Here is a 17,089-nt window from a genome sequence, read left to right on the forward strand (position 1 = left end):
CCTTCGGCCAGCACGTCGGTAAATCCCCGGATGCTGGTCAGCGGGGAGCGCATGTCGTGCACCAGCATGGAGACGAAATCGCCCTTGACCTCTTCAATCTCCTTGAATTTCTTGAGATAGCGCGCCACGATCAGGAAACGCTCGGCGACCACGTTCAGGGCGTGCCGGGTCCCCTCGGTTATCCGCTCCTTTTGCCTGCTGAAGAGTGCGAGAGTTGCAAACCTCTCGTTCTGGTCCAGAATCGGCAGGGTATGCAGGAGATGGAGTTCTCCGGCCGCGGGCGGCTGCTCCGCTCCTTCCGAAAGGCGGAGAATGCGGACCGACCCTTGCTGGTGCGGGGAGAGTCCGGCGGCAGCCAGGGTTTGCTGCTTGATTTTTTCGATGAGGTCGGCACTCACCGGTTCGATGGGCTGGATACAGAGCACATGCTTGTCCCGTCCGTCACAAAGAAGGAGGGAGGCGACGCTGTAGCGACAGAGCACCGAGAGAAACCGGAGGAACTCCCGGGCCAGTTGATCGACGTCATGCGCCAGGCCAGTGAGTTTCAGGACTTCATTGGAAATGGTCGATTCGTAGAGCAACCGGTCCAGAATGCCGGTGACGCGCAGACGGATGTCGGCGCTGCTGAGGTCCGGCGAAGAAGGAAAGTTGCAGTTTTTCGGATCGGTCGACTGTGCGAGCAGAGAGGCGACCGTCTCGATGATTGGAGTCAGGTCGCTCGCCTTTTCGATATAGCGGTCGGCCCCGGCTTTTTCTCCCCAGAAACGGTCGTGACGTTCCTTCAGGTTGGTGAGAAGAATGACGGGAATATGAGCCGTGCAGGGGTCGTTTTTCAGCAGGCGGCATAGATGGTACCCGTTCAGTTCGGGCATCATCACATCTGAAAGGATCAGGCTGGGCGGCGAGTGGTAGACTTTGGCGATAGCCTCCATGCCATTCTGGGCCGTTTCAACCAGATAGCCTATTTCCTCCAGGGCATCCTGCAGAACGGCAAGTTGGGTCAGGCTGTCGTCGACGACCAGAATGGTGAAAGTGCCGGGCTGCATTGTTCCCTGATGGCTCCCTGTTCAACTGGCCTGTGCATGGAACATCGGAAAATGAATGCGAATTGTCTACCATATTGCGCGGGCAGATGCTACTCAAAAAGGCCTTCAGTGTAACTCCATCCGCAATCTTTCAAATGCATCCGCAGGCATGAAGCGATTCCCTGTTTGATTGGTCAGGTGTGCCCTGTAAATAGGCAACCGCCATCGGAAATGCCCTTTTATTGGGCTTGTTTGTAAGGCAAATATACTTGTTGTGACCGAGCGAATCGCATGTGTGTACGATAAAATATCAATTTTACGAGCGGTTTTGTGATAACAGCCATTTCCTTTTTTTTGGGCAAACTATTTGCTTTGGTTGATGGTGAAGCAATTCGATGTGCCCGGCAAAATTTCTTGCCGGACAACGGGTTGATAGGTATACTTTGCCTTTCGTTTCCCGGCAGCCTAACTTCTCCAGGGAGGTATTTTACATGAGAAAAGTCGAGGCCATTATCAAGCCCTTCAAGCTGGATGAAGTCAAAGAGGCCTTGAATGAGATCGGCATTCAGGGGATCACGGTCAGCGAAGTGAAAGGGTTTGGTCGGCAGAAGGGGCATACGGAATTGTATCGCGGCGCGGAATACGTGGTTGATTTCATCCCCAAGATCAAGATGGAGATCATCGTTCGCGACGACCTGGTGGCGAAGGTGGTGGACACCATTGCCGAAGCGGCCCGCACCGGCCGGATCGGCGACGGGAAAATATTCGTTACCCCTGTCGACGAGGTAATGCGTATCCGGACCGGTGAGCGCGGCGACGACGCGTTGTAATTTCCGGCGGAGTTTCTGTTTCATCCAAACCGCTCTTCCCTCGTAACGGGATGAGCCTAATTCCATCAAAAGGAGATAGCGTAATGACCCCACGTGAAGTCGTAGCCTTTGCAACCGAAAACAAGGTCCAGATGGTGGACTATAAATTTCTCGACTTCGTCGGGATCTGGCAGCATTTCACCACCCCGATCAGCGAATTCAACGAAGACATCTTCGAAGAAGGTCTCGGTTTCGACGGCTCTTCGATCCGCGGCTGGCAGCCGATCCACAACAGCGACATGACCATCGTGCCGGATGCGACCACCGCCAAAATCGACCCGTTTCCCGAAATTCCGACCCTCAGCCTTATCTGCAACATTTTCGATCCGATCACCAAGGAAGGGTACACCCGCGACCCCCGCTTCATCGCCCGCAAGTGCGAGGCATACCTGAAGTCGACCGGCATTGCCGACACCGCTTATTTCGGCCCCGAGCCTGAATTCTTCATTTTCGACGATGTCCGCTTCTCTTCCACCAACAACCAGTCCTTCTACCTGGTCGACTCGATCGAGGGGGCCTGGAACTCGGGCCGCGAAGAGTTCCCCAACCTCGGCTACAAGCCGGCGCACAAGGGCGGTTATTTCCCCGTCGCTCCGACCGACTCCCTGATCGACCTCCGTAATGAGATGGTGCAGGTCCTGCAGAGCGTCGGCATGCGCATTGAGGCTTCCCATCACGAGGTGGCCTCCGGCGGGCAGTGTGAAATCGACATGCGCTTCGATTCCCTGCTCAACATGGGCGACACCCTGCAGTGGTTCAAGTACATCATCCGCAACGTCGCTTTCCGCAACGGCAAAAGCGTCACCTTCATGCCGAAACCTCTCTACGGCGACAATGGTTCCGGGATGCACTGCCACCAGTCCCTCTGGAAAGACGGCGTCAACCTCTTCGCCGGCGACGGCTACGGTGGCCTCTCCAAGATGGCCCTCTACTACATCGGCGGCATCATGAAGCACGCCAAGGCCCTGTGCGCTTTCACCAACCCCGGCACCAACTCCTACAAGCGCCTGGTCCCCGGCTTCGAGGCCCCCGTCAACCTGGCCTACTCCAACCGCAATCGCTCCGCCTCCCTGCGCATCCCGGTGACTTCCAATCCCAAGTCGAAGCGCATCGAGTACCGGACTCCTGACCCCTCCTGCAACGGCTACCTCGCCTTCTCGGCCATGGTGATGGCCGGTCTGGACGGCGTCCTGAACAAAATCGATCCGGGTGAGCCTCTGGACAAGGACATCTACGGGCTTTCCCCCGAGGAGCTCAAGGACATCCCGAACGTCGCCGGCAGCCTCGAGGAGGCCCTCAAGTGCCTCAAGGAAGACCATGCCTTCCTGCTTAAGGGGGATGTCTTCACCGAAGACGTCATCGAGAAGTGGATCGAGTACAAGACGGAAGCCGAGGTCAACCCGGTGCGGATGCGCCCGGTTCCCCTCGAATTCGCCCTTTACTACGACTGCTGATTTCGAACAGAGACTTTGTTACAGCAAAAAAGCCCCCGGAACTTCCGAGGGCTTTTTTGTGTCTGCGGGGTTTGCGTAGGGGCGCTGCTTGCCGCGCCCCGGGGCGGAGCAAGCGCCGCCCCTACAAGGCGTGTTTCTCAACGAACGCCTTAATCGCCTCGATATCCGCATCGATCACTTCGCAACGTCGCTCCTTCGATTCGATGCCGGCGAGGGAGAGCGGGGCTTGCGGGTCGGTCCCGGTAGCGCTGCGAACAGCGTCGCCGAATTTCGCCGGATGCGCTGTCGCCAAGCAGATGACGGGCGCTTCACCGCCGCTCAACTCGCGGCCGGCGCGAACGCCGACGGCGGTGTGGGGGTCGAGCACATAGCCGGTGGCCGCATGGAATTCGCGGATCGTGGCGAGGGTCTGTTCGGTATCGACGGTCATGGCCGCAAAGTCTTCGGCGATCTGTGCTCTTTCTTCGGCCGCGAACGACAGCCGGCCGGTGCGCTGGAAGCTGGCCATGGCCTCCTGCACCCTGTCGGAATCGCCGCTGAAGAGATAAAACAAGTAGCGTTCAAAGTTGCTGGCGATCTGGATGTCCATGGACGGAGAGAGAGTCTCGACGACCTCGCCGATCGAATAATCACCGTCCCGGACGAAGCGGGTCAGAATGTTGTTCTCGTTGGTGGCGAGGATCAGTCGGCGGATCGGCAGCCCCATCTTCCTGGCGATGTAGCCGGCGAAAATGTCACCGAAATTGCCGGTCGGGACGGAAAAATAGGGAGCCTGGCAGCCGGTTTCACGGCGTACCCGGCCCCAGGCGTAGAAATAATAGACGATCTGAGCCAGAACACGTGCCCAGTTGATGGAATTCACGGCTCCGAGGGAATACCGGGTCTTGAATTCCAGGTCGCCGAAGATCTCCTTGACGATCCGCTGGCCGTCGTCGAAAGTCCCTCGGATGGCGAGATTGAAGACATTGGCGTCGGTGACCGTGGTCATCTGCAGTTCCTGGATGGGGGAGACGCGACGGTGCGGGTGGAGGATGAAAATGTTGATGTTCTTTTTGCCGCGCACGCCGTAGATGGCGGCGCTCCCGGTATCCCCGGAGGTGGCGCCGAGGATGTTCATCTTCTCGCCCCGTTCCTTCAGCAGGTACTCGAAAAGGTTGCCGAGAAACTGGAGGGCGACGTCCTTGAACGCCAGGGTCGGCCCGTGGAAAAGCTCCAGGACGTAGATTCCGTCCTTGTGGAGCACCGGCGTGATTTCCGGGTGGGTAAAGCTTTGATAGGAGCGGTCGACGAGATCCTTGAGGTCCGCGGAAGGCAGGTCGCCGGTGAAACGGTTGATGATCTGGAAAGCCAGTTCGGGGTAAGCCATACTGGCCAGCATTTCGATATCGCCAGGGGTCAGGGCAGGAATCGATTCGGGCAGCAACAGGCCGCCGTCATCGGCCAGCCCCATCATCACCGCTTCCTTGAAGGAAAGATTACGAACCTGGCCGCGGGTACTCTGATATCGCATGACTTGCTCCTTTGATTAATAATGGTGCACATCTTAACAGGAAAGGGTGGGCGAGGGAAGGGGAGAAGCAGAGGCTGTGGATCGCGGCGGTGGCAACATGGTTCAGGTATGGTACGCTGTTTCAGCGATGAACGCCTGCCGCCGGCAATCATCCGTTTAGCATCGGGGCGAGCACTTTCCATGGCCGGTCAGGACCGCTAGGGAACTGGCCGAAGGGGGTGGAATGAGAGGCTTCAGGAGTCCCACTCGCCAGTTGAAAGACCTGTCGCTGGTTCTCTTCATGGCTGTCGGCGGCACTCTGGTCCTGGCCGGTCTGGATGCCTTCGAATGGCTTTACCGGCACAGCCGCCCCTTCGATCATTATGACCTGGATGAAATTGTCGTGTTCATGTCGCTCTTCCTGGCCACCGGGCTGTTGTGGTTTTCGGCTCGCCGGACCCGGGAAGCCAATCGGGAGATTGTCGAGCGCAGGCGGATGGAAGCAGATCTGAACCAGCTCAACGCGGAGCTGGAGCAGCGGGTGGAACTGCGCACGGCCCGATGCGAGACAGAACTCGGCGAACGGAAGCGGGCGGAGGAAAAACTCATCCGGTATCAAAACCGGCTTCGGTCCCTCACCTCGGAGTTGTCTCTCGCCGAGGAGCGGGAAAGACAGCGCATCGCCGCCGACCTGCACGACCATCTCGGGCACACCCTGGCCTTGGCCAATAACAGGCTGGCGGTCATCGCGGGTTCCCTTTCGCCGGACCAGGCGGGAAGCATTGAAGAGATAAAGATGCTCATCGAACGGGCGATCAGGTCTACCCGCTCCCTCATTTTCGAGGTGAGCCCGCCGATCCTCGACCATTTTCCCTTCGCGGCCGCTGTGGAGTGGCTGGCAGGAAACATCCTTGAAAAAAATGGCATATCCTTCCATCTGACGGTCGATGCGGGCCCCTGGCCGCTGGCCGATGACACCCGCCTGCTCCTGTTCAAGGCGATACGGGAGCTGCTGGTCAATGTCATCAAGCACTCCCGGGCTCACCATGTGGAGATTTCCATCCGGAGAGAAGCCGATAGCCTGGTCGTTGGCATCGAGGATGATGGAATCGGCTTCGATCTGCCCGAAGATCACGCACCGGCCCACGGCGGCAGTGGCTTTGGACTTTTCAGCGTCCGGGAACGGTTGACTTACCTGAATGGCCGATTTTCGATCCTGTCGGCACCCAACCGGGGGACCTGCATAGGCTTGACGGTGCCGCTGGCGAAAGAAGAAACGGGGTAGGGCAATGGCGACAGGAATCGTTCTGGCTGACGACCATAAGATCTTCCGCGAAGGCGTCCGCAGCCTTCTTGACCAGCATCTCGACCTGAAAGTGCTGGGAGAGGCGGACGACGGGCGAAATGCGGTCGATCTCGTCCGGCAACTTTCGCCGCAGGTGGTGATTCTCGATGTGACCATGCCGATCTTGAACGGAATCGATGCCGCCCGCCGAATCCTGGCCGCGAGTCCGGACGTCAAGGTGATCGCCTTGTCCATGCATTCGCACCAGAGTCTGGTGCAGGAGATGCTCAGAGCCGGAGCCTCAGGCTACCTCCTGAAGGAGTGCGCCTTTGAAGAGCTGGTGCAAGCCATCCATTCGGTACTCGGAGGGAAGATTTATCTGAGCTCGGAAATAACCCGGATGGTGCTGGGAGGGTATCTGCAGACCTCCCGCAAGAGGGAAAGACCGGATGCTTCCTCGTTGGCACCGAAAGAAAGAGAGGTCCTGCAACTGCTTGCCGAAGGGAAAACGACGGGGGAAATCGCCCAACTCCTGCACATGAGCGGCCGGACAGTGGAAAAGTACCGTTCCCAGATCATGAAAAAGCTGAACATTCATAACCTGGCCGGCCTCACCAAATTTGCCATCCGCGAAGGGCTGACCAAACCCTGAGCAACTGCGGGTCACCGGAACCCGGGAAGAAACAAAATGTGCCCGCGTTCTTCGGAGCGCGGGCACATTTCATTTCAGCTGATCAGTACAGTTTCAGTCGGGATCCAGCCCGAGGAAGGTCCCCAGAGGCGGCAGCCCGGCCGCGGGGCGCCCGCCGGCGCCCACTGCGGGCAAGTTAATCGTCACCGGCGTGGCGAACGTTCCTCCGTTGGGGATCAGGAGCTGCGGATGATCGAAAGGAGCCATATCCTGGCGCACCCGTTCGTCGGTGAGGGCGAGCAGGAATTCGATAAGGGGTTCCTCATCCTCTTCGTCCAGGTTGATGAAGGCCATGTTGCGTTCGAGGTTGGCGACGTTGACGTCGCTGAAGTCTCCCTGGCGGTCGTAGAACTCGACCACTTGATCGAGGGTGGCCTGGCCGCCGTTGTGGAAGTAGGGCCCGGTCAGCTCGACATTGCGCAGACCCGGAATCTTGAAGGCGCCGTCCACGCCGACCCGGTCGTCTGCGGGACACGGGGCAAGAGGCGGCTCCCCGCACTCGTCGTCCGGCAGCTCAGGGGCGAAACCGAGTTCCTGGAGCGCCTGCCGTGCGAAGGAGAGGGGGAAGCCGCCTTCCACGCCGCCGCGGCCCAGGTCTTCTGCGATCGGCCGGACACCGATGTTGGCGAAGCCGTTGTCGATGAAGGCCGTCGCATCGGCGATCTGGAGAAAGCCGCCGACAAGTTCGGTCGTTTCCTCCACCTCGATCGGCTCCTCCTCCACGCTGGCAACGGAAGCATCGGTGAGCTCCGGGCCGCCGTGGCAGCTTACGCAGTTGCCGGCACCGATCTCGACGCCGAAGACGGCCTCTGCCGCCTCGATGGCCGCGTCGACCTCGAGGGGGTTGCCACGCGCACCCCGGTTGATGAAGACCACCAGCCCCTGGAGCTGCTCTTGATCCAGGGCGTCGTCGTCCCCGGCCATAAACCGGTCGAAGGGGGTCTGGTCCGAGACCAGCGTCGACTCGTACATCTGCACCGCCAGGCCGAAGAAGAGGCTGAAGTTGGCTTCCATCAGGGTGTAGTCTTCAGGAGTGAGCTGGTCCGAGTCCCAGTATTGGGGCCGGAAAGCCTGCTGGATCAGGGCGGCGTAGGAAAGGTTGATCCCGGTCTGGCCCTGCCGGGCCCGGGAGAAGCTGCCGAGCACGCTGTCCCTCGGGTCGACCATCTGCAGGCCCAGGGGGGTGAGGCTCAGGAGCTTGCGGCCGATGAGCGGGAAGGGGCGAGTGGGGTTGAAGAACGACATCTCCAGGTCGCTTTGGGGCGGACCCACGGCCTGAGAGGCCAGGCTCGAGTTGGGGATGAGCACCGACACCTGGCTCAGGTTGCCGAAAGCGTCCGCCACCCAGATCTTGGCGTTCTCGTCCAGGGGTCCGATTACGCTCACCCCGTTGAACTGGTTGTGGGCGCGGCCGTCAAAGAAGTTGGCGAAGTTGAACACCGCGTTGATCGTGGTGGGGGTGTTGCGCGGCTCCACCCGCCGCACGTTATTATCGATCAAGGCGGCATTCGGGTTGTCCAGGTTGAAGATCAGGTCGAGGATGGGGGTTCCCACGTCGTTGGGGTCTCCGGGGGTCACAGTGACAAAATCCGCCCTAAAGACCCCCATGGAGGAGGCCACGTCGTTCGTGTCGGCAAGGATCACCCTGTTGTTGAAGTTGTTCTCCTCGGGGTCCGCCAGGACAAAGAACGGGAAGTCCGCTTCCAGCAGGGTATAGTCGGGTTTAAACTGCGGAAATCCGGGCACCCCGAGGGTGGTGTTGCCGAAGACGGCATCCCCGGCCTTCAGCCCGGGGCTCAGCTGGTTGCGGGCGCGGCTGTCGGCTCCCGCATGAAAGTGGCAGGAAGCGCAGGCCTGGCCGTCGCTGCCTACCTGCATGTCCCAGAACAGCGCCTTGCCGAGGCGGATGGCTGCCATTCTCGCGCCGTTGCCGGGTTTGAGAAACTCGGTCAGGTTCTCCACCTCGGGAATCGGGACGGTAGTCAGAGAGTCGAGCCCTGCCGCCTGGGCCGCCGCCCGCACCAGGGCCGGGTTCAGGGCAGGCTCTTCGGCGGCAGCCTGCGCCTGGGAGCCCACCTCGATACCGTCTCCGAGGGTTCTTGGCAGCGCGCTTGAACCACCCCCTCCCCCGTCGCCGCAGCCGTACAGCGCCAGGCTGAAAGTCGCTGAAACGAGGAAAGTCACCGGCATCCAGCTTGGTAAAGCATGTCTCTTCATCACGTTTTCTCCCTTCTTCTCCATAGGTTGACGTTTTGCACCAAGTCTTCCAAGGTTATGCGAGAGCCGGCATCTGTCCATGCGTAGAAATACGCTATTCGCAGGGGGGAATTGCGCAACTTCTCTGGGGGAATGGAGCGGGAGGCGGTAGGGTATCCCTGTCGCCACTTGACTTGGAAATACAGGGACAACAGCGACGGGCTGTGTATTCAGCGCGGCAGGAGGAGTCGTGCAAACCAGTGGCTGTGGGGGAGCGGGCAGAGGGGGCAAGAGGAGAAGCCAAAGGGGGAGCGGCACGCCGCTCCCCCTTTGAGTCTGCAGACTTTCGAAAATTTAATTCATGGCTTCCTGGGCGTCGACCACGGCAACCGCGGCCATGTTGATGATGTCGGCGATGTCGTCGCCGCGCTGCAGCACATGCACCGGCTTCTTCATCCCCATCAGAATCGGCCCGACGGTCTCGGCGCCGCCGAGCTTGTTGAGCAGTTTGTAGCAGATGTTGCCCGATTGCAGATCGGGGAAGATCAGCACGTTGGCGTCCCCCTTGAGCTTGGAGAAGGGGAACTGGTTGGCCATCAGCTCAGGATCCAGAGCGACGTTGGCCTGCATCTCGCCGTCCACCACCAGTTCGGGCGCCCACTCCTTGACCAGTGAGGTCGCCCGCTTCACTTTCAGGGAGAGGGGATGCTCGGTGCTGCCGAAGTTGGAGAAGGAGAGCATGGCGACACGCGGCTCGACGTCGAAGTGCTTTGCCTTCTGGGCGGTGAGAATGGCGGTCTCGGCCAACTCCTCGGCGGTCGGCTCGATGGTCACCGTGGCGTCGGCGCAGAAGACGACGTCCTTCTTGAAGACCAGCATATAGACGCCGTGCACCTTGGAGAGGCCGTCCTGCTTGCCGATGATTTCCAGGGCCGGGCGGATGGTGTCGGGGTAGTGGTGGCTGATGCCCGAGACCAGGGCATCGGCATCGCCTTTTTCCACCATCATCGCCCCGAAGTAGTTGCGGTTCTTCTTGATCAGGCGCTTGGCTTCGGCCCGGGTCACCCCCTTGCGCTGCCGCATCTCGAAAAAGGCGTCGATGTACTCCCCGCGGGCGTCGGCCTTGGTGGGATCGATGATCTGCACACCTTTGAGGTCGAGGCCGAGTTCTTCGATCTTGTTATAGATCTCCAGTTCGTCGCCGAGCAGGATAGGGATGGCGATCCCTTCGTCGACCAGGACCTGAGCGGCGCGCAGGATTTTCTCCTCCTCCCCCTCGGGGAAGACGATCCGTTTCGGGTTCGCCTTGGCTTTGTTGATCAGGGTCCGCATGATCTCCTTGGAGCGGCCCTGCAGCGCCTCCAGCTGCTCCTTGTATTTTTCCATGTCGGCGATGGGACGACGGGCGACGCCGCTGTCCATGGCCGCCTGGGCAACCGCCGGGGCGACGTGCAGCAGCACCCTCGGGTCGAAGGGCTTGGGAATCAGGTACTCCCGGCCGAAGCTGATCTCGACGTTGCCGTAGGCCTTGCGCACCGAGTCGGGCACGTCCTGCTTGGCCAGGTTCGCCAGCGCCAGGCAGGCCGCCATCTTCATCTCATCGTTGATGGCGCTGGCGTGGGTGTCCAGCGCCCCGCGGAAGAGAAAGGGGAAGCAGAGCACGTTGTTGACCTGGTTGTTGTAGTCCGAGCGGCCGGTGCCGACGATGACGTCGTCGCGCACCGCCTTGGCCTCGGCGGGAGTGATCTCCGGGTCGGGGTTGGCCATGGCGAAGATGACCGGGTCCTTGGCCATTGAGCGCACCATCTCGGGGGTAACCGCGCCCTTGGCCGAGACGCCGAAGAAGACGTCGGCGCCGACCATCGCATCTTCGAGGGTGCGGGCGGCGGTGTCGTTGGCCAGGCGTTCCTTGTACAGGTTCATCCCCTCGGTGCGACCCTTGTAGATGACCCCCTTGGTATCGCAGGCGTACAGGTTCTCCGGGCGGGCGCCCAGCACCAGGGCCATGTTGGCGCAGGCGACGCCGGCGGCGCCGGCGCCGTTGACGACGATCTTGACCTCCTCGATCTTCTTGCCGACAATCTCCAGTGCGTTCAGAAGACCGGCGTTGGCGATGATCGCGGTGCCGTGCTGGTCATCGTGGAAGACCGGGATATTCATGATCTTCTTGAGCTCTTCCTCGATGTAGAAACACTCGGGGCCCTTAATGTCCTCCAGGTTGATGCCGCCGAAGGTCGGCTCCAGAATTTTGACCGTGCGGATGATCTCGTCGGAGTCCTTGGTGTTGAGTTCGATATCGAACACGTCGACGTCGGCGAAACGCTTGAAGAGAACCCCCTTGCCCTCCATGACCGGCTTGCCGGCCATGGCGCCGATATCTCCGAGGCCGAGCACCGCGGTGCCGTTGGAGACGACCGCTACCAGGTTTCCCTTGGCCGTGTACTCATAGGCCAGGTTGGGGTTCTTCTCGATTTCCAGGCAGGGTTCGGCTACCCCCGGGCTGTAGGCGAGGGAAAGATCCCGGCTGGTGGCGCAGGGCTTGGTGGTGATGACTTCGATTTTGCCTTTGCGGCCCATACTGTGGTAGTCGAGGGCGTCCTGACGCTTGGACATGGTTCCATAGCCTCCCTGTGTTGATTTTTACTTTCCTTAAAGTATTCGCTTCCTGGTAATTCGTCTCTTTCTTGAGACAATATTATAATTATTGTAAAAGTGCGACCCCGGATCGCTAAAACTCGGGTCATTTTTTTAGTCAAATTAAACTTTAAAATAGCCGCCTTTCGCTTGCCTTGTCAAGCGGAATATCGATGCGGCTGGTGCAATGGAAACCTTGTTTAATTATCATCTCCGTAGGGGACAGCAACGTCGGTGCCAAGCGTCCAGAAGATTATCTTTTTCTTTAAATGCCAGGGACTTCTGCGGGGTCAAGGAGTCAATGGCCGTTTGTCTGCGGCTGATATCGACAGTCAGAAATGGCAGTTGGTCGTCTTATCGGCTGTTTTTGGCCACTCTGCTCCAGAAATTGCCGCTCGGGGTGGATTTTATCACGGCCATGAATATTTTCAGGATTTTGGATAATCGATTGACACTTTTTATTGCCGGGAGGTAAAAAGAAACCTGCACAGGCGTTCTGCTATACTTAGCCCTCGAAGGCTCAAGCACGACTTCAGCCAGGGTCTTGTTGAACGGGAATGGCATATTGAAAATAGGGGTGCTTTCCGATACGCATATCCAGGAGATCAGACAGGGGAATGTGTTTCTGCACGCGCTGGCGGAGCGGTACTTCGCCGATGCCGAAATCATCCTGCACGCCGGCGACGTGATCAATCCAGATATCCTGATGGCGTTTGCCGATCGAACTGTCCATGTGGTACGCGGCAATATGGACCCGTTCGTCAAGGGCATCCCCAACCGGAAGATCATCGAGGTCGGGGGGGTCCGGATCGGCCTGATACACGGTTGGGGCGCACCGGATACCCTGGAGGAGAGAGTACTGCACGAATTCAGGGGCGATCGACTCGATTGCCTGGTTTTCGGCCACAGCCATCATCCGCTCTGTCGCCGTCGTGGCGGGGTGTTGCTGTTCAACCCCGGAAGTCCCACGGACCGTCGTTGGGCGCCGTTTCATTCGATTGGCATGCTGGAAGTGGCTGAAGGCATCGAAGGACGGATCATCCGTCTGGATGACTAATTCCCGAAGGGAGAATTGTCGACATGAAGCAGCTTTGGGCACCGTGGCGCATGGCCTACATTCGGGGGGAGTCGGAAAAACCCGAAAACGGCTGCATTTTCTGTATCCGCGACATCAGCGGCGAAGATCGCGAGAGGTTGATCCTTTATCGCGGCGAACATGTTTTCGTGGTCATGAATAAATATCCTTATACCAACGGGCATCTCATGATTGCGCCCTATCGGCACACGGCCGATCCGGCAGAGTTGACGGATGTCGAGGCGCTGGAGATGCATCGCCTGATGATTGTTTACCGTGACGTGCTGAAAAGCCGTATTGCCCCGCAAGGTTTCAATATCGGCATGAATCTGGGCCAGATCGCCGGCGCCGGCATCGCCGACCACCTGCATCTGCACGTTGTCCCCCGCTGGAGCGGCGATACCAACTTCATGCCGGTTTTTGCGGATGTGCGCGTCATACCTCAGCACCTGGAAGCTACATTTGAGCATCTGGCTCCGGCTTTTCCAAGGAGGGTCTTATGAAAACGCTGCGGATCGTTCTGGCCTTGATCATCCTGGTGGTTCTTTTCATCTTCAGTATCTACAATCCCGAGCCGGTGCAGTTGACCCTGTTTAAATATCAGACATGGCATCTCCCCTTGGCTCTGGTCCTGATTTTTGTGTTCTTTCTCGGGTTTTTCCTGGCAGCGCTCTATTTCAGCGTCAAAATTTCCCTCCTGCGTCGCCAACTCCACCTCTCGCAGCGGGAAAAGGAGGCTCTGCAAAAGGATCTGGCAAGCAAGCGCAGTTCGACCACTCCGTGAGATTTGAATCACTCGCCACTTTCGCCAACTGGCTGTCTTGAACTGCTCTCTCCGGCAGCGGAAGTTGCCGCAGCAAAGGATTTAAAAGCTTATGCTGGAAATTTTCCACAAGGGCGGCCCGGTCATGTACCCGATCCTTTTCTGTTCGGTACTGGCCCTGGGCATTTTTTTCGAGCGTTTATGGATGTATTTCAAAGTAAGCCGCGGGACCATGGTCTTGCTGAGGGAAGTCGAAAGCCTGGTGCATAAGAACCGCATAGATGAGGCGATCATCATCTGTCAGCGTTCCGGTACTCCGCTGGCGCGCATTTTCATTGCCGCCCTGCGCTCATCCGGGCGCCCGCGGGAGCAGATCAAGACGGTTGTCGAGGAAGTTGGCGGCCGAGAGGCGGCCCCGCTGGAGCGTTACCTGGGGCTGCTCGGAACCATCGCCACCCTCTCCCCGCTCCTCGGTCTGCTCGGTACCGTTTTCGGCATGATCCAGGCTTTCAACGTCATTGCTGCCCAGGGTGTCGGCACTCCCGCTACGCTCGGTGGCGGGATCTCCGAAGCGTTGATTACGACGGCTGCCGGTCTCACGGTAGCAATCCCCACCATCCTTCTGCATAAATACCTCTCAAGCCGGGCGGATCGCCTGATCCTCGAGATGGAAGAGTATTCTCTGCATATCGTCGATCTGCTGGAGCGCTAGAAAATGGCATTTGCGCGGCGCAAACGTGAGGAACCGAGAGTCGACCTTACGCCGATGGTCGACTGCGTTTTTTTGCTGCTGATCTTTTTCATGATCTCAACGACTTTTGTCGAGACCCCCGGCATCGCTGTCAAATTGCCGGAATCTTCTTCCAAGGTCGTCGAGAAGGCGCCGGAGGAGATCAAGGTTTATCTCTCCCGGGAGGGGGAAGTTTACATTGGAGAGGAGCGACTTTCTCTCGAAGAACTGCGTGAGCGGCTCGTCGGCTTCGGGGCGAAGGCGAGGGGGATGAACTTTGCTCTTTACGCCGACCGTGAGGCCCGTCACGGGCGGGTGGTCCAGGTTATGGACATGGCCAAGGAGGCCGGTTTCGGCAAGTTGGCCATCGCCACCGAACAGCGGCCGCCGCAGTGAGTGACTTTTTTAAATTGCCAAAATTGAAGGGAAAGGGGCTTGCATGACAAAAACCATTGCCATTCTCACCGGCGGCGGCGACTGCCCTGGGCTCAACGCCGTGATTCGTGGAGTCGTGCGGGCAGCCGTTCTGCAGCGGGGGTGGCGGGTGCTGGGGGTAGAGGACGGCTTCGACGGGCTGGTCGACGGTCCGCGGGTGCGCGAACTCGACCTTCAAGCCGTGCGTGGCATCCTGCCGCGGGGCGGAACGATTCTCGGCACCAGCAACCGCGGCAACCCCTTTGCCTTTCCGGTTCGGGAGGGGGGGCAGATCAGACTGGCCGATGTCTCCGGGCAGGTTCTGGAGAACTTTCGCAGGAGCGGTGCGGAGGCCCTGATCGCCGTCGGTGGGGACGGGACGCTCAAGATTGCACGGCAGCTGAACGAACTCGGACTCCCCGTGGTCGGTGTGCCCAAGACGATCGACAACGATCTCAGGGGGACCGACGTTACCTTCGGTTACAGCACCGCCGTGGAGACGGTGACCGAGGCCCTGGATAAGCTGCATACCACGGCCGAAAGCCACCATCGGGCCATGGTTGTCGAAGTGATGGGGCGGGACGCTGGCTGGATCGCACTCGAATCGGGCCTCGCCGGCGGCGCCGATGTCGTTCTGATACCGGAGATCCCCTTTGATATGGCTGGCGTGTGCCGGGCCATTGCCCAACGCCGGGAACGGGGCAGCCGGTTCTCCATCGTCGTGGTGGCCGAGGGGGCATACCCCGCCGGCGGCGCCAAGGTGGTGCAGTTGTCGGCGGAGCAGAACCTGGGTGTGGAGCGTCTGGGCGGTGTCGCCCGTTATGTTGCCGCCGAGATCGAAAAATGTTTCGACATGGAGACCCGGGCCGTGGTTCTGGGTCATGTCCAGCGCGGGGGGTCTCCCTCGCCCTTCGACAGGAACCTTGGTTCCCGTTTCGGGGTGAAGGCCGTGCAACTGATCGAGGGGGGATTTTTCGGCCGAATGGTTGCCCTTGACGGCCGAACGGTCGTTTCTGTAGAGATCGAGGCGGCAGTCGGGTCCCTGAATCGAATCGATCCCGAGTGTGATCTCGTCCGCATGGCCGAGGAACTCGGTGTCATGGTGGGACGCTGATTATTTTCTTGACCAAACGCTGTTCTGGTCGCTAGTTTGTTTGAATTAAAAAGAGGCATTCCGGTATTCCGGAGACCGTATGGAAGTGTCTCGAGCGTTTCGCATGACAGACGGGCGGCACCAGCGGGCGAAGCGCCTTGTACTTTTTCCCTTATAGAGATCGCTGCAGGAGATCACCGGCATGGGAAAATTGAAATCGTTGCAGGGCGTGGATCGCGGTCGACTCTATGCCTTCTGTGGCGTATGTCTGGGCACTGGTGCCCCTCTGGGATGGGTGTTGGTCCGCCTGCTGTTCTTTCGCCAGCAGGGGGAGTCGGTCTGGGAGCAGATTGCGGCTGATATCCTGCAGTCGGGAGAGAGTCTCGCTCTGTATCTCTACATGGCCGGCGGGACGGCCCTGGCTCTGGGAGTATTCGGCTACCTGATCGGCAAGGCGTCCGAGCAGATCCATGACCGGGCCTGTTCTCTGGATGAACTCAATCGGGCCATCGCCCTGCAGAAAGAGGGTTTTGAACGCCGGTTCAAGGACCTCAATAACTGCATCAAGAACTTTCATGCCATCAACAACAGCATCCAGAAATCGGTTGATTTTCGCGAAGTCCTGCGACTGGCTGCCGATGGGTTGCATGAAATCCTCGGCTATGACCGGGTCAACATTCTCATGGTGAACCCGACCCGCGACAGGCTGGAATTCGTCGCCAGTCGAGGCGCCGGGCAGGATAATGTATCGGGAATCGTCATTCCGCTCGATGAGCGGGCCGGTGCACTGTACAAGACAGTTAGCGAAAAACGTCTGTTCCTGATTGACGACATTACCCTCATGCCCGAAGAGTTTCACCTCAAGCCTCCCTGTGACGCGGTGGTGCAGTTGCGCTCGCGCAGCTTCATCATCTGTCCGATCGTGGTCAGGGATGAGGTCGTCGGCCTCTTCGGCGTCGACAACAAGGTCAAACGCAAAGAGCTCGACGATACCGACGTCGATACGGTCAAGCTCTTTGCCGATCAGGTCTCCTCGGCGCTGACCAGGATCAGGCTGCTGCAGGCGATGGAGACTCTCACCCGACAACTCGAACGCACCTTCGAGGAACTTCTCAGATACCGCAAGGAACACTCGCGCCTCGATCTCTCCCTGAAGCAGGCGACCGCCTCCACCGGCGAAACAATTCGGGAAATTGCCGGCGCGGCGGAGGTCGTGCGGGAAGCGGTGGAATCAACTCATTCCTCCGTCGGCGAGATTTCTGTCTCCATTGATCAGGTCTCCCGGAACCTCGGACAATTGGCCGATTTCATGGAAAAATCGATTGCCGCCATGACGGAAATTGCCGCCACGATCAAATCGGTCGACGAGAA

15 protein-coding genes are annotated in these 17,089 nt (G+C 59.1%); 11 read left to right on the plus strand and 4 right to left on the minus strand.

Annotated features, from left to right (window positions below; translation table 11 throughout):
• Window positions 1-1,046, minus strand: a 1,046-nt coding sequence (locus tag VD811_11985; GenBank protein ID HXV21695.1) for a response regulator, incomplete at its 3' end; no start/stop codon positions are given.
• A 470-nt stretch (window positions 1,047-1,516) separates the two neighbouring features.
• Here VD811_11985 and VD811_11990 point away from each other — a divergent pair.
• Both VD811_11990 and glnA read left to right on the plus strand, forming a co-directional pair.
• Window positions 1,517-1,855, plus strand: a complete 339-nt coding sequence (locus VD811_11990) for a P-II family nitrogen regulator (protein HXV21696.1) — start codon at window positions 1,517-1,519, stop codon at window positions 1,853-1,855.
• A gap of 83 nt (window positions 1,856-1,938) precedes the next feature.
• The gene (gene glnA / locus VD811_11995) at window positions 1,939-3,348 is read left to right on the plus strand and encodes a type I glutamate--ammonia ligase (GenBank protein HXV21697.1); all 1,410 of its coding nucleotides are present in this window, start codon (window positions 1,939-1,941) and stop codon (window positions 3,346-3,348) included.
• A 121-nt stretch (window positions 3,349-3,469) separates the two neighbouring features.
• Here the strand turns inward: glnA and thrC are convergent, their stop codons facing one another.
• Complete coding sequence (gene thrC / locus VD811_12000; protein ID HXV21698.1) at window positions 3,470-4,858, minus strand: threonine synthase; 1,389 nt, start codon at window positions 4,856-4,858, stop codon at window positions 3,470-3,472.
• Window positions 4,859-5,081: 223 nt separating this feature from the next.
• Between thrC and VD811_12005 the strand changes: the two genes are divergently transcribed.
• On the plus strand, window positions 5,082-6,122 hold the full coding sequence (locus tag VD811_12005) for a sensor histidine kinase (GenBank protein ID HXV21699.1): 1,041 nt from the start codon (window positions 5,082-5,084) through the stop codon (window positions 6,120-6,122).
• A 4-nt stretch (window positions 6,123-6,126) separates the two neighbouring features.
• The gene (locus VD811_12010; GenBank protein ID HXV21700.1) at window positions 6,127-6,774 is read left to right on the plus strand and encodes a response regulator transcription factor; all 648 of its coding nucleotides are present in this window, start codon (window positions 6,127-6,129) and stop codon (window positions 6,772-6,774) included.
• A gap of 93 nt (window positions 6,775-6,867) precedes the next feature.
• Here VD811_12010 and VD811_12015 read toward each other — a convergent pair whose 3' ends face one another.
• Window positions 6,868-9,030 (minus strand): cytochrome c peroxidase, encoded by a 2,163-nt coding sequence (locus VD811_12015; GenBank protein HXV21701.1) that lies wholly within the window; start codon window positions 9,028-9,030, stop codon window positions 6,868-6,870.
• Between the two features lie 333 nt (window positions 9,031-9,363).
• Complete coding sequence (locus VD811_12020) at window positions 9,364-11,622, minus strand: NADP-dependent malic enzyme (protein ID HXV21702.1); 2,259 nt, start codon at window positions 11,620-11,622, stop codon at window positions 9,364-9,366.
• A 598-nt stretch (window positions 11,623-12,220) separates the two neighbouring features.
• Here VD811_12020 and VD811_12025 point away from each other — a divergent pair.
• The 7 genes from VD811_12025 to VD811_12055 form a co-directional block, all read left to right on the plus strand.
• The gene (locus VD811_12025) at window positions 12,221-12,700 is read left to right on the plus strand and encodes a metallophosphoesterase family protein (protein HXV21703.1); all 480 of its coding nucleotides are present in this window, start codon (window positions 12,221-12,223) and stop codon (window positions 12,698-12,700) included.
• A 23-nt stretch (window positions 12,701-12,723) separates the two neighbouring features.
• A complete protein-coding gene (locus tag VD811_12030; protein HXV21704.1) occupies window positions 12,724-13,221 on the plus strand; it encodes an HIT domain-containing protein in 498 nt (165 codons plus the stop codon).
• Window positions 13,218-13,502, plus strand: coding sequence for a LapA family protein (locus VD811_12035; protein HXV21705.1), 285 nt, complete (start codon window positions 13,218-13,220; stop codon window positions 13,500-13,502). The genes VD811_12030 and VD811_12035 overlap by 4 nt, the downstream gene beginning before the upstream one ends.
• A gap of 91 nt (window positions 13,503-13,593) precedes the next feature.
• A complete protein-coding gene (locus VD811_12040; protein ID HXV21706.1) occupies window positions 13,594-14,193 on the plus strand; it encodes a MotA/TolQ/ExbB proton channel family protein in 600 nt (199 codons plus the stop codon).
• Between the two features lie 3 nt (window positions 14,194-14,196).
• The gene (locus VD811_12045) at window positions 14,197-14,607 is read left to right on the plus strand and encodes a biopolymer transporter ExbD (protein HXV21707.1); all 411 of its coding nucleotides are present in this window, start codon (window positions 14,197-14,199) and stop codon (window positions 14,605-14,607) included.
• A 43-nt stretch (window positions 14,608-14,650) separates the two neighbouring features.
• Entirely contained in the window at window positions 14,651-15,739 is a 1,089-nt protein-coding gene (locus VD811_12050; protein ID HXV21708.1) for a 6-phosphofructokinase, read from the plus strand.
• Between the two features lie 181 nt (window positions 15,740-15,920).
• The coding region (locus VD811_12055; protein ID HXV21709.1) for a GAF domain-containing protein at window positions 15,921-17,089 on the plus strand (1,169 nt) is incomplete at its 3' end.

The organism is Desulfuromonadales bacterium (assembly GCA_035620395.1).
Taxonomy (GTDB): domain Bacteria; phylum Desulfobacterota; class Desulfuromonadia; order Desulfuromonadales; family DASPGW01; genus DASPGW01.